General features: G+C 64.9%; 19 protein-coding genes, 1 tRNA gene and 2 pseudogenes. 13 read left to right on the plus strand and 9 right to left on the minus strand.

Translation table 11 applies throughout. The features are described 5' to 3' along the window. Window positions 1–54 precede the first annotated feature (54 nt). Genes QP164_RS12545 through QP164_RS12555 form a run of 3 tightly spaced genes read left to right on the plus strand, consistent with a single transcriptional unit; the run spans window position 55 to window position 2197 of the window. Window positions 55–1107, plus strand: a complete 1053-nt coding sequence (locus QP164_RS12545) for a ribonucleotide-diphosphate reductase subunit beta (protein WP_132895561.1) — start codon at window positions 55–57, stop codon at window positions 1105–1107. Window positions 1108–1134: 27 nt separating this feature from the next. Then, window positions 1135–1929: an HAD family hydrolase gene (locus QP164_RS12550; protein ID WP_333923350.1), complete on the plus strand. Its 795-nt coding sequence runs from the start codon at window positions 1135–1137 to the stop codon at window positions 1927–1929. A 22-nt stretch (window positions 1930–1951) separates the two neighbouring features. Further along, entirely contained in the window at window positions 1952–2197 is a 246-nt protein-coding gene (locus QP164_RS12555) for a helix-turn-helix domain-containing transcriptional regulator (RefSeq protein WP_333923351.1), read from the plus strand. A gap of 34 nt (window positions 2198–2231) precedes the next feature. Here the strand turns inward: QP164_RS12555 and QP164_RS12560 are convergent, their stop codons facing one another. The 4 genes from QP164_RS12560 to QP164_RS12575 form a co-directional block, all read right to left on the minus strand. After that, window positions 2232–2378: a hypothetical protein gene (locus QP164_RS12560; protein WP_333923352.1), complete on the minus strand. Its 147-nt coding sequence runs from the start codon at window positions 2376–2378 to the stop codon at window positions 2232–2234. Continuing rightward, window positions 2362–2652 carry a type II toxin-antitoxin system RelE/ParE family toxin gene (locus QP164_RS12565; protein ID WP_333923353.1) on the minus strand — a complete coding sequence of 97 codons (291 nt, stop codon included), beginning with the start codon at window positions 2650–2652 and terminating at the stop codon, window positions 2362–2364. Before QP164_RS12565 ends, QP164_RS12560 begins: the two co-directional genes overlap by 17 nt. 220 nt (window positions 2653–2872) lie before the next feature. Next, a complete protein-coding gene (locus tag QP164_RS12570; protein WP_333923354.1) occupies window positions 2873–3679 on the minus strand; it encodes a thermonuclease family protein in 807 nt (268 codons plus the stop codon). Window positions 3680–4217: 538 nt separating this feature from the next. Then, window positions 4218–4883, minus strand: coding sequence for an outer membrane protein (locus tag QP164_RS12575; protein ID WP_132736355.1), 666 nt, complete (start codon window positions 4881–4883; stop codon window positions 4218–4220). Between the two features lie 308 nt (window positions 4884–5191). Between QP164_RS12575 and QP164_RS12580 the strand changes: the two genes are divergently transcribed. Further along, on the plus strand, window positions 5192–5401 hold the full coding sequence (locus QP164_RS12580; RefSeq protein WP_132895566.1) for a hypothetical protein: 210 nt from the start codon (window positions 5192–5194) through the stop codon (window positions 5399–5401). A 51-nt stretch (window positions 5402–5452) separates the two neighbouring features. On the opposite strand, the gene QP164_RS12585 is transcribed toward QP164_RS12580, so the two are convergent. Beyond that, entirely contained in the window at window positions 5453–5797 is a 345-nt protein-coding gene (locus QP164_RS12585; protein WP_132736360.1) for a DNA primase, read from the minus strand. Between the two features lie 78 nt (window positions 5798–5875). Beyond that, window positions 5876–7135: a multidrug effflux MFS transporter gene (locus QP164_RS12590; RefSeq protein ID WP_333923355.1), complete on the minus strand. Its 1260-nt coding sequence runs from the start codon at window positions 7133–7135 to the stop codon at window positions 5876–5878. 128 nt (window positions 7136–7263) lie between these two features. On the opposite strand from QP164_RS12590, the gene QP164_RS12595 reads away from it, so the two are divergent. The 4 genes and pseudogenes from QP164_RS12595 to QP164_RS12610 all read left to right on the plus strand — a co-directional run bounded on the left by QP164_RS12595 (window position 7264) and on the right by QP164_RS12610 (window position 13562). Continuing rightward, window positions 7264–7761, plus strand: a complete 498-nt coding sequence (locus QP164_RS12595) for a hypothetical protein (protein WP_132736366.1) — start codon at window positions 7264–7266, stop codon at window positions 7759–7761. A gap of 123 nt (window positions 7762–7884) precedes the next feature. Next, a complete protein-coding gene (locus QP164_RS12600; RefSeq protein WP_333923356.1) occupies window positions 7885–8841 on the plus strand; it encodes an isopenicillin N synthase family dioxygenase in 957 nt (318 codons plus the stop codon). Between the two features lie 309 nt (window positions 8842–9150). Continuing rightward, a pseudogene (polA, locus tag QP164_RS12605) lies at window positions 9151–11926 on the plus strand (DNA polymerase I). 118 nt (window positions 11927–12044) lie between these two features. Further along, the gene (locus QP164_RS12610; protein ID WP_333923357.1) at window positions 12045–13562 is read left to right on the plus strand and encodes a lipopolysaccharide biosynthesis protein; all 1518 of its coding nucleotides are present in this window, start codon (window positions 12045–12047) and stop codon (window positions 13560–13562) included. On the opposite strand, the gene QP164_RS12615 is transcribed toward QP164_RS12610, so the two are convergent. Together QP164_RS12615 and QP164_RS12620 are read right to left on the minus strand one after the other, a co-directional pair. Further along, window positions 13559–14875 carry an Nramp family divalent metal transporter gene (locus tag QP164_RS12615; protein WP_333923358.1) on the minus strand — a complete coding sequence of 439 codons (1317 nt, stop codon included), beginning with the start codon at window positions 14873–14875 and terminating at the stop codon, window positions 13559–13561. The genes QP164_RS12610 and QP164_RS12615 overlap by 4 nt on opposite strands. 191 nt (window positions 14876–15066) lie before the next feature. Then, entirely contained in the window at window positions 15067–15690 is a 624-nt protein-coding gene (locus QP164_RS12620; RefSeq protein ID WP_333923359.1) for a DNA-3-methyladenine glycosylase family protein, read from the minus strand. 60 nt (window positions 15691–15750) lie between these two features. On the opposite strand from QP164_RS12620, the gene QP164_RS12625 reads away from it, so the two are divergent. Beyond that, the gene (locus QP164_RS12625; protein WP_056484766.1) at window positions 15751–16068 is read left to right on the plus strand and encodes a 2Fe-2S iron-sulfur cluster-binding protein; all 318 of its coding nucleotides are present in this window, start codon (window positions 15751–15753) and stop codon (window positions 16066–16068) included. 164 nt (window positions 16069–16232) lie between these two features. Here the strand turns inward: QP164_RS12625 and rlmB are convergent. After that, window positions 16233–16975: pseudogene (gene rlmB / locus QP164_RS12630) on the minus strand (23S rRNA (guanosine(2251)-2'-O)-methyltransferase RlmB). A gap of 176 nt (window positions 16976–17151) precedes the next feature. Between rlmB and QP164_RS12635 the strand changes: the two are divergent. The 4 genes from QP164_RS12635 (at window position 17152) to glgC (ending at window position 23327) form a co-directional block, all read left to right on the plus strand. Beyond that, window positions 17152–17238, plus strand: a tRNA-Tyr gene (locus QP164_RS12635). 153 nt (window positions 17239–17391) lie between these two features. Then, complete coding sequence (locus tag QP164_RS12640; RefSeq protein WP_333923360.1) at window positions 17392–19818, plus strand: glycogen/starch/alpha-glucan phosphorylase; 2427 nt, start codon at window positions 17392–17394, stop codon at window positions 19816–19818. After that, window positions 19815–21977 (plus strand): 1,4-alpha-glucan branching protein GlgB, encoded by a 2163-nt coding sequence (gene glgB, locus QP164_RS12645; RefSeq protein WP_333923361.1) that lies wholly within the window; start codon window positions 19815–19817, stop codon window positions 21975–21977. Before QP164_RS12640 ends, glgB begins: the two co-directional genes overlap by 4 nt. Window positions 21978–22067: 90 nt before the next feature. Then, complete coding sequence (glgC, locus tag QP164_RS12650; protein WP_443027486.1) at window positions 22068–23327, plus strand: glucose-1-phosphate adenylyltransferase; 1260 nt, start codon at window positions 22068–22070, stop codon at window positions 23325–23327. The last annotated feature ends 81 nt before the right edge of the window (window positions 23328–23408 follow it).

A 23408-nucleotide genomic window follows, 5' to 3' on the forward strand; every position in this document is an offset into this window, starting at 1 on the left:
CGACCTGATCCCACCAGTTTCCCGCTATAAAACCCATCTTCCGAAAGGCCTACCATGTCCCTCCTCCACGCCTCCAAGCAGTACAAGCCGTTCGAATACCCCTGGGCGTTCGAGTTCTGGAAGCGCCAGCAGCAGCTCCACTGGCTCCCCGAGGAAGTGCCCTTGGGCGAGGATTGCCGCGATTGGGCGCAGAAGCTCAGCGATCACGAGCGCAACCTGCTCACGCAGATCTTCCGCTTCTTCACGCAGGCCGATGTCGAGGTGCAGGATTGCTACCACGAGAAATACGGCCGCGTGTTCAAGCCGACCGAGATCAAGATGATGCTGACCTCGTTCAGCAACATGGAGACGGTCCACATCGCCGCCTACAGCCATCTGCTCGACACCATCGGCATGCCCGAGAGCGAGTACGGCGCCTTCCTCGAATATGCCGAGATGAAGGAAAAGCATGATTACATGCAGAAGTTCACCGTCGACAACGACGAGGACATCGCGCGCACGCTGGCCATGTTCGGCGGCTTCACCGAGGGCGTCCAGCTGTTCGCGTCGTTCGCGATGCTGATGAACTTCCCGCGCTTCAACAAGATGAAGGGCATGGGCCAGATCGTCACCTGGTCGATCCGCGACGAGAGCCTCCACTGCGAGGGCATCATCAAGATGTTCCACACCTTCTGTCAGGAGCGCCAGTGCCTGACCAAGGCGGTGAAAGACGACATTGCCGACGTCTGCCAGACGACGATCCGCCTCGAGGACAATTTCATCGACCTCGCCTTCGAGATGGGCCCGGTCAACGGCATGACCCCCAAGGAGATCAAGAAGTACATCCGCTTCATCGCCGACTGGCGCATGACGCAGCTCGGCCTGAAGCCGATCTACATGATCGACGAGCACCCGCTGCCCTGGCTCGCGCCGATGCTCAACGGCGTCGAGCACGCCAACTTCTTCGAACAGCGCGCCACCGAATATTCGAAGGCAGCGACCAAGGGCCAGTGGAACGACGTCTGGGACTCGTTCGACAAGCGCCAGACCGCGAAAAAGGGTCCGATTGCGAATGTCGACCTGAGCGAAGTTCGGGACATGTTCAGCGACTCGGTTGCGGCTGAATGACCGGCCTGCTGCATCGAGACCGCGATCGTGTACGATTTTGACGGCACATTGTCGCCAGGCTCGATGCAGCAACACAACCTGTTGCCGGAAATGGGATACGCCGACGCGGACATCTTCTGGCAAGAAGTGAAGGCGCTCAATCGAGAGATCGATGGCGACGAGATTTTGACATACATGCACCTTCTTCAACAAAAGGAAGGTGACCATATGTCAAAGGAGCGCCTTGCTTCTCATGGCGCCTGCTTGCCGTATTTTGCGGGTGTAGACGACTGGTTCCCCCGCATTACGGAGTACGGAAAGCTAAGAGGCTTAGACGTAGAGCATTATATCATAAGCTCTGGCCTTGATGAGATCATCGAGGGCACAACCATAAGGAAGCACTTCAAACATATTTTCGCGTCGAAATATGCTTATCGGGATGGCAAACCCCTTTGGCCGGCAGCTGCCGTAAATTATACCGGGAAAACTCAGTATCTTTTCCGTATAAATAAGGGTGTGCTAAACCAGTCGGACGACAAGGCCGTTAATCGTTGGATACCAATGAACGAACGCCCGATACCCTTTGAACGAATGATTTTCATAGGTGACGGCGACACCGATATTCCCGCCATGAAGATGCTCCGCTACCAACACGGTGTGCCGATCGCCGTTTTTGATCCAGTTCGATTTAAGGGACGGGATTCCGACAAGGTCTACAATCTAATCGCGGAAGATAGAGCCGACCATGTTTGTCCGGCAGATTACCGAGACAAGTCGCAGCTAGATATTACTGTAAAAGGCGTGTTGGGCCGCATGGCGCGCAATGCTGGGTATCGCCCATAGATGATGTACCGAGGATAGCAGGGTGTTGAACGTCGAAACGACTGGTTGGAACGCTACCGACCACCTTGACAGCGACGCCGCGATCCTTGTCTATCTCGAAGCGGTCTTTGAGGACGGCAACCCGGCGTTGATCGGCGCTACGCTGTCCGACGTAGCGAAGGCCCGCGGTATAGCCGAACCGCCAAAGCGCCGGCCCGACATCTCACTCGACCCGGTCATCCGAAAGCTCAAGGATCTCGGCCTCGAACTAACCGCAAAAGCGGAGTAAAAACTGCGTCGCAAAGCGCAGCGTTTCGCCATGTTCACACGGTCAGTTCGCGCAACACCTGTTCGATCGGGATCATCATTGATCGGTCGCGTGCTTGTACCATCCCGCGCTCGATCTTCGCCCGCTTCCATGCATCATAGTCGCGCTGAGCCTTCTGCGCCGACTTAGTCGGGCCGATCATTTACCCCCTCCTCATCTCGCGCACCATGCCTGACGCGCAAAATGATCACGCAGTCGTCGACCACGCGATAGCGAAGAATATACGGCCATACCGTCGTCCGCTCACGCCGTCCGTCGCCCACGTCGCGACCTCGATCCGGAAAGATCGCTAGGCTGTCTGCGACCGCGATAAGCCGCACACCCAATGCCTTGGCAGCGACGGGATTGAACGCGGAGACGTAGGTAACGATCGCCTCTAGATTGGCGACGGCATCGTCCGTCCAGACGATGCGCAACTAATCGCCGACGCGAGGTCGGGGTAGAGGTTCGGTCGAACCCCATGACGATAGCCAGCGCTTGACCGCATCGTGGCTGATCAATCGCCCGTTGCTCACGTCCGCGTCGGCCCGCACATCGGCCTCAGCCTCCGCGGCTGGATCGCTCGTATCGAACAAGGCGTTTTCGCGCGTCACCGGTCAGCGATACACCCCAGCGCGAACCACCACCAGCGGCAACTCACGACCACCCACACCAAGGCGAGCGCTTGCCGCCGCCATAGCGCCGCGCGAGTCCGTGGCGGACCAGTACCGCGCCCAGCGACTCCCCGCCGCGCTCAACGATGCGGAGTTTGCGGCCGTAGCGGTCGACGTCGCGCTTGATCGGGGTCAGCGTGAAGGGGCCGGCGTTGAGCAGCGCCTGCATCTTCAGCGTCGCCGCCTGCCCCAGACGCGCTTCGCGGGCGCAGCGCGGCGGGTGGGTCTCTGGCGTGTCGATGTCGGCGATGCGGATCTTGGTGCCCGCCATCCAGAACGTGTCGCCGTCGACCATGCAGTCGATCCGCTTGGCGTGCCCGCAGATCGTGAAGCGCGCGGAGACCGCCTTGCCCCCCGACAGCGCGGACGCCGCCGCCGCCACGGTCGTCGCCGCACTGGCGACACCCGCCGCGGTGGCGAGCGCTCCGGTGGCGGCGGTGGCGGCGGTGGCGGCCCCGGCATTGGTCGCGGCGCCGGCAGCCGCGGACGACGCCTCCGCCTTGGCCGCATCTGCGCCCCAACCCCAGCCACCCGGCACGCGCAGATGCCCGGCAGGCCAGGCGATACCGAACCCGGTCGGCCATTCGATCTTCAATCCCGGCGGCACCAGCGCCGCCCAGTCGATCTGGCGGATCACCGGCATCATCAGCCCGAGCAGCACGCCGTAGAACACCAGGCGGAGCTGCAGCAGGACTCCCGGCCTGGTGCCCCGCGCCGAGCCCCCACGACCACGCGTGGCGCCAGCGCGGTCGCCGCCGAGCAACCGCATGAAATCAAACACATACTCCATCATCGCTCGCGCCTACGCGCGCGCGCGCGGAAGTCACCTTGGCGCGCCCCGGTCTTGCGGCGAGCGGAGTCGGAAACGAGGCGAACGCATCGTGAACATCGCGCATGTCAGATCCTGGATGAATCGGACCAGCAATGCACCCGCTCGCGAACGCGCCGGATTTCGCTGTCCTACACGGGGCCGACATGCCCAGTTCGACGCATGCCAGCCCCCACCCCAGTCCAGCGCGACGTGCACGCACCCCGCCGTGCGTCCGGCATCCGCCCTCCCGCGACGATCGTGCGAGCGTCTACACTTCCTATACTTCACTCGCCCGACACGCTGGAAACGCCGGACACGCAGAGGGCGGAAAGTGCCGCCACTCCCCGCCCCCACGCGCCTTGCGCACCCTCCCGCGATCATCGCGCGAGCGTCTGCACTTCCTATACTTCACTCGCCAACCCACTGGAAACGCCGGACACACGAAGGGCGGGAAATGGCCCTAGCCACTCCCCGCCCCCGTTACGCGTCCAGCTTGAACCTCTTGCGAGGCAAAGGCTTAGAAGTGCGTGATGATACCGAGCATCGGACGGAAGCTCTGCGCGTCGCCGAAGGTGTTGACCTCGGCGCGGATGCGGAAGCCTGCGTTGCCGGTGATGCCCTTCAGGCCAATGCTCTGCGGACCGACTTCTGCGCCGATGCCGTAGGTGATCGCGCTGTAGTCACGACCGGTGTCGCCACCGTTGGTCGAGCGTGCCGAGAAATGGTCGAAGTTGACCCACTGGTAGCCGACCTTGCCGTAGATCAGGCCGCTGTCGCCAGCGCGGAAGCCGAAGCGGCCTGCTGCGCCGTATTCCCAATCGATGTTGCCATCGATGCCCTTGATCACGTTGCCTTCTGCGCCGACGAAGACCGGGCCGAGCGGCACGTTCACGCCGAGCACGCCCTGGACCAGCGAGCCCGATGGCTTGTAGCCACGACGGAGCGAGTTGTCGGCGTTCAGCGCCTGCGGGATGCCGTGGCCGCGCTCGTTGTCGAACTGCTCCCAACCACCCATTACGCCGAAGTACGGCTCGATGCCGAATGCCTTCGAGCCGTCCGGAGCTGCTGCTTCGCCGGGCTGTGCGCTGTTGTCGGTGGGGGCCGGTGCCGACATGTCCTGCGCGAAGGCGGGAACTGCGACCGTTGCGGCGGCGAGGGCGATTGCCAGGGAAAGCTTACGCATGCGTGTGACCTTATCTCGAGTGTTGCGTGGATCCCCGACTGCACGGTGCGTCGGTTCGGTCCAGGCAAGTCGAAACAGGCCGGCGGGCACATGGTTGCACAAAAAACGTCACATTCGGGGAACTGCCGGGGAACTGTTCGCCTGTGTTGCGTTACAGCAACGGTTCCTGTCAGTTACATGAACGAACCATGGCTTCGCCGCGGCGAACTAACCCGGAATACAGCGGAAAAGCGGCAAAAAGCAGCGGGTGCCGGCATTAACGCTATCTGTTTATCAGTGGGTGACGATCGATGTGCAATGCAGCATCGATGGGGTTTTCACGTCTGTTCCGCAGCCGCTGGGCGGCGCTGTTCTGGTCCGCCGGTATCGTGTGGACGGCCTATGACGTGGCCAGCGACGCACCGGAACCAGCCGCCGGAAATGCGGTTTCGAGCAATGTCGTGGAGGGGCAGACCGATGCGACGGGCGCTGCGTTCGATGCGCGGGACCTGGCGATCCTCGCCAACGCCACCGGTTAGCGGCGACGCGCCGATCGTTGGCGCGTCGCGGGTCGTTCAGGGTTTCGTGGGTTAGGGCTTCAGCGCGACGTCGTCGGCATCCTTTAGGTCCTCGTCGTCGTCGATGCTGCCATCGTCGAGCTCGTCCTGGACGTCGTCCTCGTCCATGTCGTCTTCGTCCATCGTGACCGAGGCATCGCTCTCGCCGACCTCTTCGGAGTCCATCTTGGTCTCGTCGATCGACTCGTCGTCGATGTCGTCCTCGCCAAGGTCCGGATCGAGATCGGTCAGGATGACGCCATCGGTCGGGCCACTGCGCGTCGCCTCGAGGATCTCGGCGCGCTGGCTCTCGTCATAACCCTCTTCGTCATAGCCGTCGTCGCCCGAACCGGCACTCGGCACCTGATGTCCGCCCATCGTCACACTCCCTCGTTCAGGACGCCCGCATGATGCAGGCCTACCGGATGCGAACGGTGGACGTGCGCGGTGGTTCCTTCAAGCGCGCAACGGCGCCGTCGACGCAGGGCGGAACAGGCGCCCCCGCTCGGTGATCAGGATGGCGAACAGCGCGGCGAGACCGGCAACCAGGAACCCGGCGACCAGCGGCACCGTCGTGCCATTGAACGCTTGCCCGATCAGCGCGCCGATCACCGCGCCGATCGTCACGCTCAGGAATCCCTGCACGCTCGATGCGGTGCCCGCGATCCGCCCCATATTCTCCATCGCCATCGCCGAGAAGTTCGACGTCGCCAGCCCGAAACAGCCGAGCGTCAGCGCCTGGAAGATCGCGAAACTGACCAACGTCTCGAACCCGATCTCAATCGCGAACAGATGCACCAGCGACACCAGGATCAACACCGACAACGCGCCGTGGCTGATCAACCGCGTCCCCAGCCGCATCACGATCCGCGAGTTGAGCAAATTGCACGCCGCCATCGTCACCGACGTCGTCGCGAAGATCAGCGCCAGCAAAGTCGGCTTGTGGAACACGTCCGCCATGATCTGCTGGATCGAATTGAGATACCCGTACAGCGCGCCCATCAACGCGGTCGACGCGAGCGTATAGCCAAGCGAATTACGATCGGCGACCGTCTGCCGCCAGTCGCTCAGGATGCGGCGGGGGGTAATAGGCAGGACATTCTCGGGCGCCAGCGTCTCGGGCATCCGCAGATAGAACCACACCAGCACGCCCAGCGTCAGCACCGCCACGGTCCAGAAGATCGCGCGCCAGTCGCCGAACTGGAGCACCGTCCAGCCGAACGTCGGCGCCAGGATCGGCACGATCATGAACACCATGAACGCAATCGACATCACCCGTGCCATCGCCCGCCCGTGATAGCAGTCACGGACCAGCGCGATCGTCGCGACCCGCGCGGCGGCAATCACCGCACCGCCGAATGCGCGTGCGGCCAGCAACAGCGTGAAACTCCCCGCGGTCGCGCAGGCGACGTTGGCAATGATGTACAGGACGAGCGACCAGAGCAGCACGGTTCGCCGCCCGAACCGATCCGCGAGCGGCCCGTGGACGAGCTGCGCGACGCCGAAGCCGATCACGAACGCGGTCACCACGAACTGCCGCCCGTTCTCCGTCGCGACGCCGAGCGAGTCGCCGATCGCCGGCAGCGCGGGCAGCATCGAGTCGATGCCGAGCGCGGTGAGCGACATCAGCGAGGCGACGAGCGCGACGAACTCGACGAAACCGATCGGCGCGCCGCGCATCGCTGGCGCGTCGGATTGGGGATCCTGGGTCTGCATGATGCCTGCGCCTTTACCCGCTCGGCCGGTCTTGCGAAACCCGCTAACCGGCGCGGTTCGGCGATGATTGCGCGATACGTTGATGCCTCCTATCTGTATTATCATACCAATACACATCGGAGAAAGCCATGATCCGCCCGCTCCTGCTCGCCACCGTCAGCCTTGCCGGCGCGCTCGCACTGTCCGCCTGCGATCGCTCGAACGAAGGCGCGTCGGTCTCGATCAACGCCGACGGCGGCAACGTCCTCGGCGCGATCAATGGCGAGACCGGCGAGATGAAGATCGACGTCCCCGGCTTCCAGGGCTCGGTGAAGCTGCCGAAGATCAAGATCGACACCGGCAATTTCGATCTCAACGGCGTGCGGCTATATCCGGGCTCGTCGATCAAGACGCTCAACATCGTCGGCGACGACAAGGCCGGCGGGTTGCGCGTGGCGTTCGCCAGCCCCGCCACCCCGACGATCGTCCGCGACTGGTTCGCCGCACGGCTCGGCAAGGTCGGCTATCAGGTGCACCCGGAAGGCGCGAACCTGATCGGCACGACCGACGAAAACAAACCCTTCCGCCTCGAACTCGCCCCCGATGGCAAGGACAAGGCGACCGGCACGATCGTCATCAGCGGCTGAGGCTTCAATCCTCCCCAGCCAGGGGGAGGATCGTTCAAAATGTAAACTCACCCTAACCCAGGCATTTGGCACCGCCTCGCCAATCCCCTATATCGGGCGTCCCCCAATCCGGACACGAACCCCATGCTCGATACCCCCGCCGCCCAGGTCCCGACGCTCAGCCTCGCTACGCAGGACACCGACCCCGATGGCTTCGCCGCCGCGTTCGGCGAATCGTTCGAGCGGTTCGGCTTCGCGATCGTCGCCGACCACGGCATCCCCGCCGACCTGATCGAGCGCGCCTGGGCCGAAACGAAACTTCTGTTCGATCTCCCCGAGGACGAGAAGCGCGGCTATCACATCCCCGGCGGCGGCGGCGCGCGCGGCTACACGCCGTTCAAGACCGAGATCGCCAAGGACGCCAAGGTCGTCGACCTCAAGGAATTCTGGCACGTCGGCCGCGAACTCCCCGAGGGGCACCGCTATGCGGACACGATGGCACCGAACGTCTGGCCGACCCGCCCCGAGGGTTTCAAGCCGGTCTTCCTCGAACTCTTCGCCGCATTCGACCGCGCCGGCGACAAGCTCCTGTCCGCGATCGCGCGCCACCTGAAGCTCAATCCCGACTGGTTCGACCCGGCGGTGAAGGACGGCAACAGCATCCTTCGTTTGCTGCATTACCCGCCGATCCCCGCCGATGCCGAAGGCGTCCGCGCCGGCGCGCATGAGGACATCAACCTCATCACGCTGCTGCTCGGCGCCGAGGAAGCCGGCCTCGAACTGTTCGATCGCGCCAACGGCCGCTGGCTGTCGATCAAACCGCCCGAGGGCGCGATGGTCGTCAACGTCGGCGACATGCTTCAGCGCCTGACCAACAACGTGCTCCCCTCGACCACCCACCGCGTCGTCAACCCGCCCCCCGAGCGCCGCGGTCACTCACGCTATTCGATGCCGTTCTTCCTGCATCCCGCGCCGGATTTCCTGATCGAGACGCTGCCCGGCACGATCACGCCGGACAACGCGAACCGCTATCCGACCCCGATCACGGCGCATGATTATCTGTACGAGCGGCTGGTCGAGATCGGGCTGATCAAGAAGTAGGCAGCATGTTTCCCCGCGAAGGCGGGGATCCAGACTGGGCTCCCGCCTTCGCGGGAGAACAAGGAAGCGCTGGCACTGACCACTGCACCACCCCGGCGAAGGCCGGGGCCCAGTTGGAAAGGTGGTCGTAACGACACGCACCGCTCTGTTATCGCCGTTTCCCAATTGGGCCCCGCCCTTCGCCGGGGTGGTCCCTCTCTCGGGACAGTGACGCGCCCCCATCCCCCCACCGCTTTTCTCCCCACCTGATACCCAACAACCACGCTTCCGCCATTGGAGCCCGCCCCAGCATCCGCTAGACCGCGCGCGATGCCCCATCTCTATCTCGTCGACGGCTCCGGCTATATCTTCCGCGCCTATCACCGGCTGCCGCCGCTCACCAACAAGCATGGCGAGCCGGTCGGCGCGGTGTACGGCTACACGACGATGCTGTGGAAGCTCGCAGACGAGGTCCACGCAGCCGACGGCCCGACCCACATGGCGGTCATCCTCGACAAGTCGTCGAAGACCTTCCGCAACGATCTCTACGACAAGTACAAGGCGCAGCGTCCGCCGCCGCCCGAGGATCTCGTCCCCCAGTTCCCGATGATCCGCGACGCCACGCGCGCCTTCTCGCTGCCGTGCATCGAGACCGAGGGCCTCGAAGCCGACGACATCATCGCGTGCTACTCGAAAGCCGCGCTAGCCCAGGGCTGGGAAGTCACGATCGTCAGTTCCGACAAGGACCTGATGCAGCTGATCGAGCCCGGCCTCGACATGTACGACACGATGAACAACCGCCGGCTCGGCGCGGAGCATGTCGCGGAGAAATTCCACGGCGTCTCGCCCGCGCAGCTCGGCGACGTGCTCGCGCTGATGGGCGACAGCGTCGACAACGTCCCCGGCGTCCCCGGCGTCGGTCCCAAAACCGCGGCGAAGCTGATCCTCGAACACGGCGATCTCGAAGCCGTGCTGGCGGCTGCCGACGGTATGAAGAAGGGCAAGCTGCGCGACAATCTGATCGAGCATGCCGAAATGGCGCGCCTGTCGAAGGTGCTCGTCACGCTTAAATGCGACGTCGCGCTGCCCGAACCGCTGGAGGATCTCGAACTCAAGGGCATCCCCGACGCCCCCTTGCGTGCGTTCCTCGAACATCACGGCTTCAAGTCGCTGATCGCCAAGCTCTCCGCGGTCGCCGAGGCCCCGGTCGAAGAGTCGACCGTCGTCGCGGACATGGACGAGGACGAACCGTGTAAACACGACGACTATGAAACGGTCGTCGACGAAGCCGCGCTCGATCGCTGGATAACGATTGCCAAGCATCAGGGCTGGGTCGCGATCGACACCGAGACCACCGGCATCGACGCGACGCGCGCGGATCTGGTCGGGGTGAGCATGGCGCTGCATCCGAACCTCGCCTGCTACGTACCTATCGCGCATGGCGGCACCGATTTGCTCGCGGAAAACCCGGTCCAGCTCGATCGCGCGCTCGTGCTCGCGAAACTGAAGCCGTTGCTGGAGGATCCGAGCGTCCTGAAGATCGGCCACAACCTCAAATACGACATGATCGTGCTCGGCCGCGCCTATGCGTCGACCGGCGGCGTGCAGATCGCGCCGTTCGACGACACGATCGTGATGAGCTTTGATCTCGATGCCGGGCTGCACGGCCACGGCATGGACGAACTCGCCGCCACGCACCTCTCGCACAGCTGCATCGCGTTCAAGGACGTCGTCGGCACCGGCAAGACGCAGCGGACCTTCAACGAGATCGATCTTAAGGCCGCGACCCGCTACGCCGCCGAGGACGCCGACGTAACACTCCGTCTCTGGCGCCGGTTCAAGCGCCGCCTCCCCGCGGAGGGCTCGACGCGGGTGTACGAGATGGTCGACCGCCCACTCGTCCCCGTCATCGCGCAGATGGAACTGCACGGGATCAAGGTCGACGCCGCCAAACTGTCGAAGCTCTCGACCGAGTTCGCCGGTCAGATGGCGAGCCTCGAAACCGAAATTCACGCGCTCGCCGGCGCGCCGTTCACGATCGGCAGCCCCAAGCAATTGGGCGACGTGCTGTTCGAGAAGATGGGCATCAAGGGCGGGCGGAAGGGCAAGTCCGGCGTCTATTCGACCGACGTGACGGAACTCGAACGGATCGCCGCCGACAAGGATCTCGCCCGGCGCGGTGATCGCCCGGAAGGTGCTCGACTGGCGCCAGTTGTCGAAGCTGAAATCGACCTACACCGACGCGTTGCAGGCGCAGATCAACCCGGCGACGGGCCGCGTCCACACGTCCTACTCGCTGACCGGCGCGCAGACCGGCCGCCTGTCGTCGACCGATCCCAATCTCCAGAACATCCCGATCCGCACCGAGATCGGCCGCCAGATCCGCGACGCGTTCGTGGCCGAGCCCGGTAACCTCATCCTCGCCGCCGATTACTCGCAGATCGAGCTGCGGCTGGCCGCGCACATGGCCAACGTCCCGGCGCTGAAGGCCGCGTTCGCGAATGGCGACGACATCCACAGCCTCACCGCAAAGGAGCTGTTCGGCGAGGTCAACCGCGACACCCGCGGCCGCGCGAAGACGATCAACTTCGCGATCCTCTACGGCATCTCGCGCTGGGGCCTCGCCGGGCGTTTGGACGTTTCGGCGGACGAGGCTCAAGCGATGATCGACCGCTATTTCGACCGCTTCCCCGGCATCTCGAACTACATCGTCGAGACGACCGAGAGCGTGCGCGCGAGCGGCTACACGACCACGTTGTTCGGGCGCAAAACGCACTTCCCCCGCATCCGTTCGAAGATCCAGCACGAGCGGCAGGGCGCCGAGCGCGCGGCGATCAACGCGCCGATCCAGGGGACGAGCGCCGACATCATCAAGCGCGCGATGGTGCGCATGGGGCCGGCGTTGCTCGAAGCGGGTCTGCCCAATGTCCGCATGCTCCTTCAGGTCCATGATGAACTCGTGTTCGAGCTACCCGAAGGTGACGTGGAGGCAGCCAAGCCCGTGATCGAACGCGTGATGGCCAACGCCGCGCAACCCGCGGTGACGCTAGACGTGCCGCTGGGCATCGAAATTGGCACCGGCCTGAGCTGGGGCGCAGCACATTGAGCCAGCCCCCGTCATGCCGGGCTTGTTCCGGCATCCACCGTGCCGCGTACTCGCCGGCCTATGAGTGCGCGGAACCGTGGACCCCGGAACCAGTCCGGGGTGACGGAGGCTATTGGCAGTGACCGAGGCCACGCAGGACATCGACACGCTCGCCAAGGGCGGTCGCACCAACATCGCCGGCTTCGTCCTCCGCCTCGCCGCGCGCATCCCGTTCCTGTTCATCGCCGGCCGCATCTACGGCCCTGACCTCGTCGGCCGCTTCGCGATCGCCGTCGTGGTGGTCGAACTCGCCGCGTTGCTCGCCACGCTCGGCCTGAAACGCGGTCTCGCGCAGGCGCTCAGCAGCGCGGATCGCCCGCACGCGTGCGTCGTCTGGGACGCGATGGCGGTCGCGTTCGTCGCCTCCCTCATCGCCAGCGCAGTCCTCTGCACCTTCCCACAGATTATGTATCCGAACAGCGCGATCACCGGGCTCGACCGGTTCCTGCCGCTGATCATCGTCGCGATCGCCTGGTCCGACGTCAGCCTCGCAGCCCTGGCGTACAGGCTCAACGTCAAGGCCGCCGTCACCGCCCGCGCGGTGGTCGAACCGTGGACAATCTCGATCGCCGCCTGGGCATTCTCCTATTTCACGATCCGCGACGGCCTCGTGCTCAGCTACGTCGCGTCGATGACCGCGGCGCTGATCGCCAGCCTCGTGCCGTTCCTCCGCAGCTACGGCGTGCCCCGCGGCTGGTCGCCACATCTCCGCCCGCTCTACGCGCTCGCGCGCGCCAACGTGCCGCTCGCCGGCGCCGACATCCTCGAATGGGGCAGCCGCAACGTCGACCGCTTCATCCTCGGCGTGATGTTCGAGCCCAAGGTCGTCGGCATCTATTACATGGCACAACAGGTCGCGAGCCTGCCGCAGAAGCTCAAGACGAGCTTCGACCCGATCCTCGGCCCCGTCATCACCCACAGCCTCGCGATCAACGACCGCGCCGCGATCGCCAACCAGGTCCGCCAGGTCGCGTTCTGGATCATGGCGGCGCAAGGCGGGCTCGCGCTGATGGGGTCGATCCCCGGCGAAGCGGTGATGGGCGTGGTCGGCCCGCAGTTCGTCGCCGGCACCGCCGCGCTCGCGTTCCTGCTGACCGCCGAAGTGCTCGCCTCGACCGGCGCGGTCAGCGAATCCGCGCTCGTCTACATCGCCCGCCACCGCAACCTGATGATCTCCGCGGCGATGCTCGCGTTCCAGGTCGGTCTGAGCTTTGCCCTGATCTTCACGATCCGGGCGCTGGGGTATCCCGTCAATTACCAGGCGGCCGGCCCGGCTATCGCGCTGATGCTGTCGGTCGGCCTCACGTCGATTATCAAGTCGAAGCTGCTCGGTCACCTGCTCGGCGCGAACGTGTCGCCATGGCGCTGGCCGCTGGTGTGGGCCGCGCTCGCCGCCATCGTCGTCGGGGCCGGGTTCACCGCACTCCCCAAGCGCTACGAATGGGTCGAACTCGCGATCGGCGAACCCGCGATCGCCGCGACCTATCTCTACATCCTGTGGAAATACGCGTTCGGCCCCGCCGACCGCGCGCTGTTCGCCAAGAAACCCAAGGCCGATGACGCCGCCCTGCCCAATGCTGGTGCGCCGGTCGCCTAGAGCATCCCGTAGAGCAGCGTGCCGTTCAGCCCGATGATCACCGCGGCGATCACCCAGGCGAGGATCTTCAGCCACGCCGGGCTGACCAGGTCGCCCATGATCGTGCGGTCGCCCGTGAACTTGACGAGCGGTACGACCGCGAACGGCAGCTGCAGGCTGAGCACGACCTGGCTGAGCACCAGCAGCTTTGTTGCGCCCGCATCGCCCGACGCACCGACCACGAACACCGCGGGGACGATCGCGAGCGCCCGTGTTACCAGCCGCCGCGCCCAGACCGGCATGCGCAGGTTGAGAAAGCCCTCCATCACGATCTGGCCGGCAAGCGTGCCCGTCACCGTCGAGTTTTGTCCCGACGCCAGCAGCGCGACCGCGAACAACACGCTCGCCGCACCCATCCCCAGCATCGGAGCGAGCAGTTGGTACGCCTGATCGATCTCGGCGACGTCGGTGCGGCCGGCGACGTGGAAGGTCGCCGCCGCGAGGATCAGGATCGCCGCGTTGATGAAGAAGGCGAGGCCGAGCGCGACCGTGCCGTCGATCGTCGCCATCGTGATCGCATCACGCTTGCCCGCGGCGTCCTTGGCGAACGCGCGGGTCTGGACGATCGACGAATGGAGGTACAGGTTGTGCGGCATCACGGTCGCGCCGAGGATGCCGATCGCGATGTAGAGCATTGCCGGGTTGGTGACGATCTGCGTCGTCGGGACGAGACCTCCGAGCACGCCCGCCCATTCGGGCCGCGCCAGGAACAGCTCGAAGATGAAGCAGCCAGCGATGATCACGAGCAGCGCGACGACGAACGCCTCCAGCTTGCGGAACCCGAAGCGTTGCAGCGCGAGGATCAGGAACACGTCGAGCGCGGTGAGCACGACGCCGTAGACGAGTGGCAGCCCGAACAGCAGCTTCAGCGCGATCGCGGTGCCGAGTACCTCGGCGAGATCGCAGGCGATGATCGCGATCTCGCACAGGAACCAGAGCGCGACCGAAACCGGCTTCGAATAATGCGCGCGACAGGCTTGGGCGAGGTCGAGCCCGGCGACGATGCCGAGGCGCGCGGAGAGGGCTTGCAGCACCATCGCCATCAGGTTCGACAGCAGCACGACCGACAGCAACGTGTAGCCGAATGCGGAGCCGCCGGCGATGTCGGTCGCCCAGTTGCCGGGGTCCATATAGCCGACCGCGACGAGATACCCCGGCCCCACGAACGCGAACAGCCGCCGCCAGAACGACGCGCCTTCGGGGACGACGACGGTGCGGTGACTCTCGGCGAGCGAGTTGGCGAAGTCGGACGCGGGGAGATTGGGGGCTGACATCGGGGGTGCTTTGCCGGAAGGGGGCGGGTCGGACAAGCAGGGTGTGACCCACTCAATCAGCCCTCCCCTGCAAGGGGAGGTGGCTGGCGCTTGCCAGACGGAGGGGTATCCGCCCTATCGGAGGGTGTCACCCCTCCGTCAGTCCTGCGGACTGCCACCTCCCCTTGCAGGGGAGGGTCTAAATTGCCGTCTCAGATCACCTTCATATCCGCCTGGTAATGATGCCAAGCGAAGATCGCCGCTGCGCCGCGGTGCGGGCGCCAGGCTTCCGCCACTTCGCGCGTCAGTTTCTCGCTCGGACGGGTTTCGTGGCCCAAAATACGCCCGACCTCGATCTGAATCGCGAGGTCACCCGCCGGCCAGATGTCGGCCCGCCCTTCCGCGAACAGCAGATAGATTTCCGCGGACCAGCGGCCGATGCCTTTCACGCGGACCAGTGCGGCGATCGCCTCCTCGTCGTCCTCGGGCAGGTTCGTCAGGTCGAGCCGCCCACTCGTCACCTCGTCGGCAAGGCTGCGGGCATAGCCGAGCTTCTGACGCGACAGTCCGGCGCTCTTCAGCAACTCGTCGCTGGCGGCCGCGATCTTGGCCGGATCGCCTGCGCCGCCGACCACCGCGTCGAGCTTGTTCCACACCGCTTCCGCCGAGGCGACGCTCACCTGTTGCCCGACGATCGTCCGCAACAACGTCGCAAAGCCGCGCTCGCTGATCCGCGGTGCGGGGTGGCCCGCATTGCCGACCGCGACCGCAAAAGCCGGCTCGATTTCGCACAACGCCGCCATCGCGGTTTCAAGTTGCTCTGCGCTCAGGCCCATGATGCTTGATCCCTGGCTCGCGCAACGGCATGAACGCACGAAGATTTTTCGGAGAATGACATGCCCAAGCTTATCGTCGTGACGCGCGAAGGGGAAGAACGCGAGATCATCGGCGAGGCGGGCCTTTCGGTGATGGAAGTCATTCGCGACGCCGGGATCGACGAGATCCTGGCGCTGTGCGGCGGCTGCTGCTCGTGCGCCACCTGCCACGTCCATGTCGACCCGGACTTTGCGGCCAAACTGAAGCCGATGGGGCCGGACGAGGACGATTTGCTCGATTCGACGAGTGATCGGGATGAGTTTTCGCGGCTGTCGTGCCAGATCGAACTGACCGAAGGACTCGATGGCCTGAAGGTAAAGATCGCAGCGGAGGACTGATTTTCCGAGTCCCTCGCCCCTACGGGGAGAGGGAGGGAGGAGCCGCAGGTGACGGAAGGGAGAGGGGCTGTTGGGATCCAAGTCCCGAGCCTCAATCCCCTCTCCCTTCCCACCGCAAGCGCGGCGGGCCCCTTCCCTCTCCCCGTAGGGGCGAGGGAGTGATTTTACCGCGTGGTGATGGCGTACAACGCGATCGCCGCGGCGTTCGACACGTTGAGGCTCTCCACCTTCTCCGAGATCGGCAGTTTCGCCAGCTCGTCGCAATGCTGCTCGGTATTCTGCCGCATGCCCTCGCCCTCGGCGCCGAGCACGATCGCGATCCGCTGCGTGCCCATCGCTTCCGACAGCGTCTGCGTCGCATGGCCCGTCAGCCCGATCCGCCAGAACCCCGCCGCCGCAATCTCTTCCAGAGCGCGCGCCAGGTTCACCACCCGGATCCAAGGCACGCTCTCAAGCGCCCCAGATGCCGCCCGCGCGATCGTCCCCGACTCCGGCGGCGCATTCCGATCCGGCGTGATGATCCCCAGCGCATCGAACGCCGCCGCCGAGCGCAGGATCGCGCCGACGTTGTGCGGATCGGTCACCCCGTCGAGGATCACCAGCGGCCGGTTGTCGTCCTTGCCGTGCTCGAGCAGGTCGGCGAGCCACATGTCCTCGAGCGGCTCCACCTCGATCACCACGCCCTGGTGCGGTGCATCGCCCGGCACCAGCCGCGCCAGATCCATCGCCTCGGCAAAGGTCACCGGCACGTCGGCCGGCAGGTCGAACCCGGCCAGCGCCTCACGCGTGCCGAGGATTTTGCGCACCGTGCGCTCCGGATTGGCGAGCGCCGCGCCCACCGCATGCTTGCCCCAGAAGCGGGGCGGCCTGCCGGTGCCTTGCTCGGCCTGTGTCCCTTGCGTGCCATATTCGCTCTCTATCGTGTCTGTGTATGCGGCGTCCTTGTCGGCATTCCGCGCCCGCGGCAACTATGAACCACGAAACTTCGCAAAACCTGCGTTGACACACCGAGCGCGCTTCGCCATTGAGCCGCCTCGCTTGAAAGAGCGGCGCTTGCAAAAGCGGCGCTCGCAAAAGCGGCCTGGACAGGTGGCCGAGTGGTTAAAGGCAGCAGACTGTAAATCTGCCGGAGTTTCTCCTACGTAGGTTCGAACCCTACCCTGTCCACCACCGCCCCAGCGCGGCGATGGGTCCTCCCAAATCAAAGCCCCAAACGTAAAACATTGATCGGCAATCTTCTTTTCCACGACGGGAAGGAAGTCCGCGTGACATCGGCTCGCGGGCGGTTAGGATCGTGGCGACCGTAACGATTTCGGAAGCCGCGTGACCTCAGACCCCGCCGTACAGCAGCCCGCCCAAGATCTCGCCGAATCGATCCTAGACACGCTCGTCCACCGCATCGGCAAGGATGCGCAGGCCGCTAGGCCACATGACTGGCTCGCCGCGACGATCCTGACCGTCCGCAACGACATCGTCGAACGCTGGATGGCCTCGACCAAGGCGGCGCACGCAGCGGGCGCCAAGCGCGTCTATTATCTCAGCCTCGAATTCCTGATCGGCCGGCTGCTGCGCGACGCGGTGACCAATTTGCTGCGCAACGACGAGGTCACGCAGGCGCTGAAGCTGCACGGCGTCGACCTCGCCGAGGTGGAAGAGATCGAGCCCGACGCGGCGCTCGGCAACGGCGGCCTCGGTCGGCTCGCCGCCTGCTTCATGGAGAGCATGGCGAGCCTCGCGCTGCCCGCCTATGGCTACGGCATCCGCTATGTGAACGGCATGTTCCGCCAGCGGATCGACGATGGCTGGCAGGTCGAGATGCCCGAGAACTGGCTCGCGCACGGCAACCCCTGGGAGTTCGAACGCCGCGAGAGCGCCTATTTCGTCGGCTTCGGCGGTGAAGTCACCGTGGCAGATAACGGTCAGGTTCACTGGAGCCCCTCCGAGGCGGTCGAGGCCACCGCAGTCGACACCCCCGTCGTCGGCTGGCGCGGCAAGCACGTCAACACGCTCCGCCTCTGGACCGCCCGCGCGTTCGACCCGATCAAGCTCGACCGCTTCAACGCCGGCGATTTCTCGGGCGCGCTTGCCGATCAGACGCGCGCCGAAACGCTGACCCGCGTCCTCTACCCCAACGACTCCACCGCCGCCGGCCAGGAACTACGCCTGCGCCAGGAGTATTTCTTCTCGTCCGCGTCGATCCAGGACATCGTCCGCCGCCATATCCAGTATTTCGGCGATATCCGCACGCTGCCCGACAAGGCCGCCATCCAGCTCAACGACACCCACCCCGCGGTATCGGTCGCCGAACTCATGCGGCTGCTGATCGATCATCACGAATTCGCGTTCGACGAGGCGTGGAAGATCACGCGTGCCACCTTCGGCTATACCAATCACACGCTGTTGCCCGAGGCGCTGGAAAGCTGGCCGCTGCCGCTGTTCGAACGCCTGCTGCCGCGGCACATGCAGATCGTCTACGCGATCAACGCCAAGCTGCTGCGTGAGGCGCGCGGAACAGACGGCATCGACGACCGCGCGATCGCTGCGATCAGCCTGATCGAAGAAGGCGGAGAGCGGCGCGTGCGGATGGCGAACCTCGCCTTTGCGGGCTCGCACAGCGTCAACGGCGTCGCCGCGCTGCACACGCAACTGATGAAGAAGACGGTCTTCGCCGATCTCCACAAGCTCTACCCGACGCGGATCAACAACAAGACCAACGGCATCACGCCGCGTCGCTGGCTCCAGCAGTGCAACCCCGGCCTCACCGCGCTGATCCGCGATGCGATCGGCGACGGCTTCCTCGACGACGCCGAAAAGCTCGTCGATCTGGATGTTTTCGCGGATGATTCCGGTTTCAGGGAGCGCTTTGCGAGCGTGAAGCGTTCGAACAAGGTGGCACTGGCTAATCACATCAAGGAGAGCATGGGGCTCCGCGTCGATCCCGACGCGATGTTCGACGTCCAGATCAAGCGCATCCACGAGTATAAGCGCCAGTTGCTCAACATCATCGAGACGGTCGCGCTCTACGACCAGATCCGCAGCCACCCCGAACGCGACTGGACGCCCCGCGTGAAGCTGTTCGCGGGCAAGGCGGCGTCGAGCTATCACAACGCGAAGCTTGTCATCAAACTGGCGAACGACGTAGCCCGCCGGATCAACGCGGACCCGTCGGTCGGTGGCCTGCTCAAGGTCGCATTCCTGCCCAATTACAACGTGTCGCTGGCGGAGAAGATTATCCCCGCCGCCGATCTCAGCGAACAGATCTCGACCGCCGGGCTCGAGGCATCGGGCACCGGCAACATGAAGTTCGCGATGAACGGCGCGCTGACGATCGGCACGCTCGACGGCGCCAATATCGAGATCAAGGATCGTGTCGGCGACGATAACATCTTCATCTTCGGCATGACCGCGGACGAGGTCGAGGCGAAGCGCGCGAACGGCTACGATCCGCGCACCGTCATCGATGGCTCGAATGAACTGCGCCAGGCGGTGTCGGCGATCGCGTCCGGCGTGTTCTCGCCCGACGACAAGACGCGCTACGCCGGCTTGATGGGCGGGCTGTACGAGGGCGATTGGTTCATGCTCGCCGCCGATTTCGACAGCTATGCCACCGCCCAGTGCGCGGTCGACACCCGCTGGAACGACCGCGACGCGTGGGTCGCCTCGACCGTCCGCAACGTCGCGCGCGTCGGCTGGTTCTCGTCCGACCGCACGATCCGCGAATATGCGAGCGAGATCTGGACGGTGATGTGAAGCCACCCGAAGGCGCCATCGTTGCCCTGCTGGAAGGGCGTCACGACGATCCGTTCTCGCTGCTCGGCGTCCACAGCGGCCCGACCGGCGTGTTCGCACGCGTCTGGTTGCCCGGCGCGGACACGGCGGAGGCGCACGCACTCGACGGCACCGCGCTCGGCACCCTCCCCCGCATCGACGATCGCGGCCTGTTCGAGGGTCCGATCGACGGCACGCAACAGCCGGTGAAATACCACGCCAAGGCGGGCGACACGTCGTGGTGGGTCACCGACCCCTATAGCTTCGGTCCCGTACTCGGCCCGATCGACGACTTGCTGATGGCGGAGGGCACGCACCGCCGTCTCCACGACAAGATGGGCGCGCACCTCATCGAGCACGAGGGCGCACACGGCGTCCACTTCGCGCTCTGGGCCCCCAACGCGCAGCGCGTGTCCGTGGTCGGCGACTTCAACGACTGGGACGGCCGCCGCCACGCGATGCGCAAGCGCGGCGACGTCGGCGTGTGGGAGATCTTCATTCCCGATATCGCCGAATACCGCGCCTACAAGTTCGAGATCGTCGGCCCCGACGGCCAGCTACAACCGCTTAAGGCCGACCCGTTCGCCTTCGCCAGCGAACTCCGCCCCGCCAACGCCTCGATCACGCGAAAACTCGCGCACGATTGGGCCGACACCGATCATCGGAAACATTGGGCCTCGGTCGATCCCCGCCGCGTGCCGATCAGCATCTATGAGGTCCACGCCGGATCATGGGACCGTGACGCCGATGGCTGGTTCCTGACCTGGGACGCCCTCGCCGACCGCCTGATCCCGTACGTGGTCGAGATGGGCTTCACGCACATCGAATTCCTGCCGATCAGCGAACACCCCTACGACCCGAGCTGGGGCTACCAGACCACCGGTCTCTACGCGCCGTCCGCCCGCTTCGGCGATGTCGATGGCTTTGCGCGGTTCGTCGATGGCGCACATCTCGCCGGGATCGGCGTGCTGCTCGACTGGGTGCCCGCGCATTTTCCGACCGACGCATTCGGGCTGGCGGAGTTCGACGGCACCGCGCTGTATGAACACGAGGATCCGCGGCTCGGCTTCCACCCCGACTGGAACACCGCGATCTACAATTTCGGGCGGCGCGAAGTGACGTCGTTCCTCGTCAACAACGCGCTGTTCTGGGCCGAGCGCTATCACATCGACGGCCTGCGCGTGGATGCGGTCGCATCGATGCTCTACCGCGATTATTCGCGCAAGGCCGGCGAATGGATCCCAAACAAAGACGGCGGCCGCGAGAACTGGGAGGCCGTCGCGTTCCTCCGCGACATGAACCGCGAAATCTACGGCCAGCACCCAGGCGTCTTCACAATCGCCGAGGAATCGACCTCATGGCCGGGCGTCTCCGCACCGGTTGGCGACGACGGCAAGAGCGGCGGTTTGGGGTTCGGGTTCAAGTGGAACATGGGCTTCATGCACGATACGCTCCAGTACATGGCGCGCGATCCGCTGCACCGGAAGCACCACCACGGCGAGATCAATTTCGGCCTCGTCTATGCGTTCAGCGAGAATTTCGTCCTGCCGCTCAGCCACGACGAGGTCGTCCACGGCAAGGGCTCGCTGCTGACCAAGATGCCCGGCGACGACTGGCAGCAATTCGCCAATCTGCGCGCCTATTACACGTTCATGTGGGGCTATCCGGGCAAGAAACTGCTCTTCATGGGGCAGGAATTCGCACAGCGCCGCGAGTGGTCGGAAGCCCGCGCGCTCGACTGGGACCTGCGCAACGCGCGCAGCCACGAAGGCATCCGCAACCTCGTCCGCGACCTCAACACCGTCTACCGGGAGAAGCCGGCGTTGCACGCCCGCGACTGCGAGGCGGAGGGGTTCGAGTGGCTGGTCGCCGACGATGCCGCCAATTCGGTGTTCGCCTGGTTGCGCAAGGCTCCCGACGCGAAGCCGATCGCGATCGTCGCCAACATGACGCCGATCGCGCGCGCGCCCTACCGCGTGCCGCTACCGCTCGACGGCCGCTGGTGCGAGATCATCAACAGCGACGCGCACGACTATTGGGGCAGTGGGCTCGGCAATCTCGGCGGCGTCGTCGCGAAGGACGGCGCGGCCTGGGTCACGCTGCCCCCGCTGGCGACGATCATGCTCGAATACGAAGGCTGATCGAGTTCGAAGACCGATCCGGCGCAACGACGGAACAACCGGCGGGTGACGGCGCGTTATACTACTGAATATTAGGGAGAGACGGACATGGTGGAACGGCGGGGACAGCCATTGGCGCGCGACGCGATGGCGTATGTGCTGGCCGGCGGCCGCGGCAGTCGCCTGATGGAGCTGACCGATACGCGCGCGAAACCCGCAGTGTATTTCGGCGGCAAGGCGCGGATCATCGATTTCGCGCTGTCCAACGCAATCAACTCTGGCATCCGCCGGATCGGCGTCGCGACGCAGTACAAGGCGCATTCGCTGATCCGCCACCTCCAGAGCGGCTGGAACTTCCTGCGCTCGGAACGCAACGAGAGCTTCGACATCCTTCCCGCCTCGCAGCGGATCAGCGAGTTCCAGTGGTACGAGGGCACCGCCGACGCGGTCTACCAGAACATCGACATCATCGAGAGCCACGCGCCCGAATACATGGTCATCCTGGCGGGCGACCACATCTACAAGATGGATTACGAGCTGATCCTGCAACAGCATTGCGAGACCGGCGCGGACGTCACCATCGCCTGCCTCGAAGTGCCGCGGATGGAAGCGGTCGGCTTCGGCGTGATGGCCGTGGACGAGCACGACAACGTCACCGCGTTCGTCGAGAAGCCCGCCGATCCGCCCGCAATCCCCGGCAACCCGGAGATCGCGCTGGCGTCGATGGGGATCTACGTCTTCCACACCAAGCTGCTGTTCGACGAACTGCGCCGCGATGCCGAGACGCCCGGTTCGTCGCGCGATTTCGGCAAGGACATCATCCCGTACCTCGTCAAGCACGGCAAGGCGGTCGCGCACCGCTTCTCCGACAGCTGCGTGCGGTCGGGCAGCGAAGTCGACGCATACTGGCGCGACGTCGGCACGGTCGACGCCTATTGGGAGGCGAACATCGACCTCACCGATGTCGTCCCCAAGCTCGACCTCTACGACCGCAGCTGGCCGCTCTGGACCTATTCCGAGGTCACTCCACCGGCCAAATTCGTCCACGCCGACGACGGCCGCCGCGGCGAAGCGGTGTCGAGCCTCGTGTCGGGCGATTGCATCATCTCCGGCTCCTCGATCCATCGCAGCCTGATCTTCACCGGCACGCGCGCGCACAGCTACTCGATGCTCGATCAGGCGGTGATCCTCCCGCACTGCGTAATTGGCCGCGGTGCGCGGTTGTCAAAAGTGGTCGTAGATCGCGGCGTGGAGATCCCCGACGGTCTGGTAGTAGGCGAGGACGCCGAGTCTGACGCCCAACGCTTCCGCCGCACGGACAGCGGCGTGACCCTCGTAACCAAATCCATGATCGACCGGCTGACCGCGTGATGACCAACGCAAATCCTCCCCGGCACGGGGAGGGGAACCATGCATCGCATGGTGGAGGGGGCTTCCACCAGCGGTACGGTG

The organism is Sphingomonas sp. LR59, assembly GCF_036855945.1.
In the GTDB taxonomy this organism is placed as follows: domain Bacteria; phylum Pseudomonadota; class Alphaproteobacteria; order Sphingomonadales; family Sphingomonadaceae; genus Sphingomonas.

Excerpts from the sequence above, each read along its gene's own strand:
- QP164_RS12545 (WP_132895561.1), top strand. The coding sequence starts at position 55 with ATGTCCCTCCTCCACGCCTCCAAGCAGTACAAGCCGTTCGAATACCCC.
- QP164_RS12560 (WP_333923352.1), bottom strand. The coding sequence starts at position 2,378 with ATGATCGGCCCGACTAAGTCGGCGCAGAAGGCTCAGCGCGACTATGAT.
- QP164_RS12570 (WP_333923354.1), bottom strand. The coding sequence starts at position 3,679 with ATGGAGTATGTGTTTGATTTCATGCGGTTGCTCGGCGGCGACCGCGCT.
- QP164_RS12575 (WP_132736355.1), bottom strand. The coding sequence starts at position 4,883 with ATGCGTAAGCTTTCCCTGGCAATCGCCCTCGCCGCCGCAACGGTCGCA.
- QP164_RS12580 (WP_132895566.1), top strand. The coding sequence starts at position 5,192 with ATGGGGTTTTCACGTCTGTTCCGCAGCCGCTGGGCGGCGCTGTTCTGG.
- QP164_RS12585 (WP_132736360.1), bottom strand. The coding sequence starts at position 5,797 with ATGGGCGGACATCAGGTGCCGAGTGCCGGTTCGGGCGACGACGGCTAT.
- QP164_RS12590 (WP_333923355.1), bottom strand. The coding sequence starts at position 7,135 with ATGCAGACCCAGGATCCCCAATCCGACGCGCCAGCGATGCGCGGCGCG.
- QP164_RS12595 (WP_132736366.1), top strand. The coding sequence starts at position 7,264 with ATGATCCGCCCGCTCCTGCTCGCCACCGTCAGCCTTGCCGGCGCGCTC.
- QP164_RS12600 (WP_333923356.1), top strand. The coding sequence starts at position 7,885 with ATGCTCGATACCCCCGCCGCCCAGGTCCCGACGCTCAGCCTCGCTACG.
- QP164_RS12615 (WP_333923358.1), bottom strand. The coding sequence starts at position 14,875 with ATGTCAGCCCCCAATCTCCCCGCGTCCGACTTCGCCAACTCGCTCGCC.
- QP164_RS12620 (WP_333923359.1), bottom strand. The coding sequence starts at position 15,690 with ATGGGCCTGAGCGCAGAGCAACTTGAAACCGCGATGGCGGCGTTGTGC.
- QP164_RS12625 (WP_056484766.1), top strand. The coding sequence starts at position 15,751 with ATGCCCAAGCTTATCGTCGTGACGCGCGAAGGGGAAGAACGCGAGATC.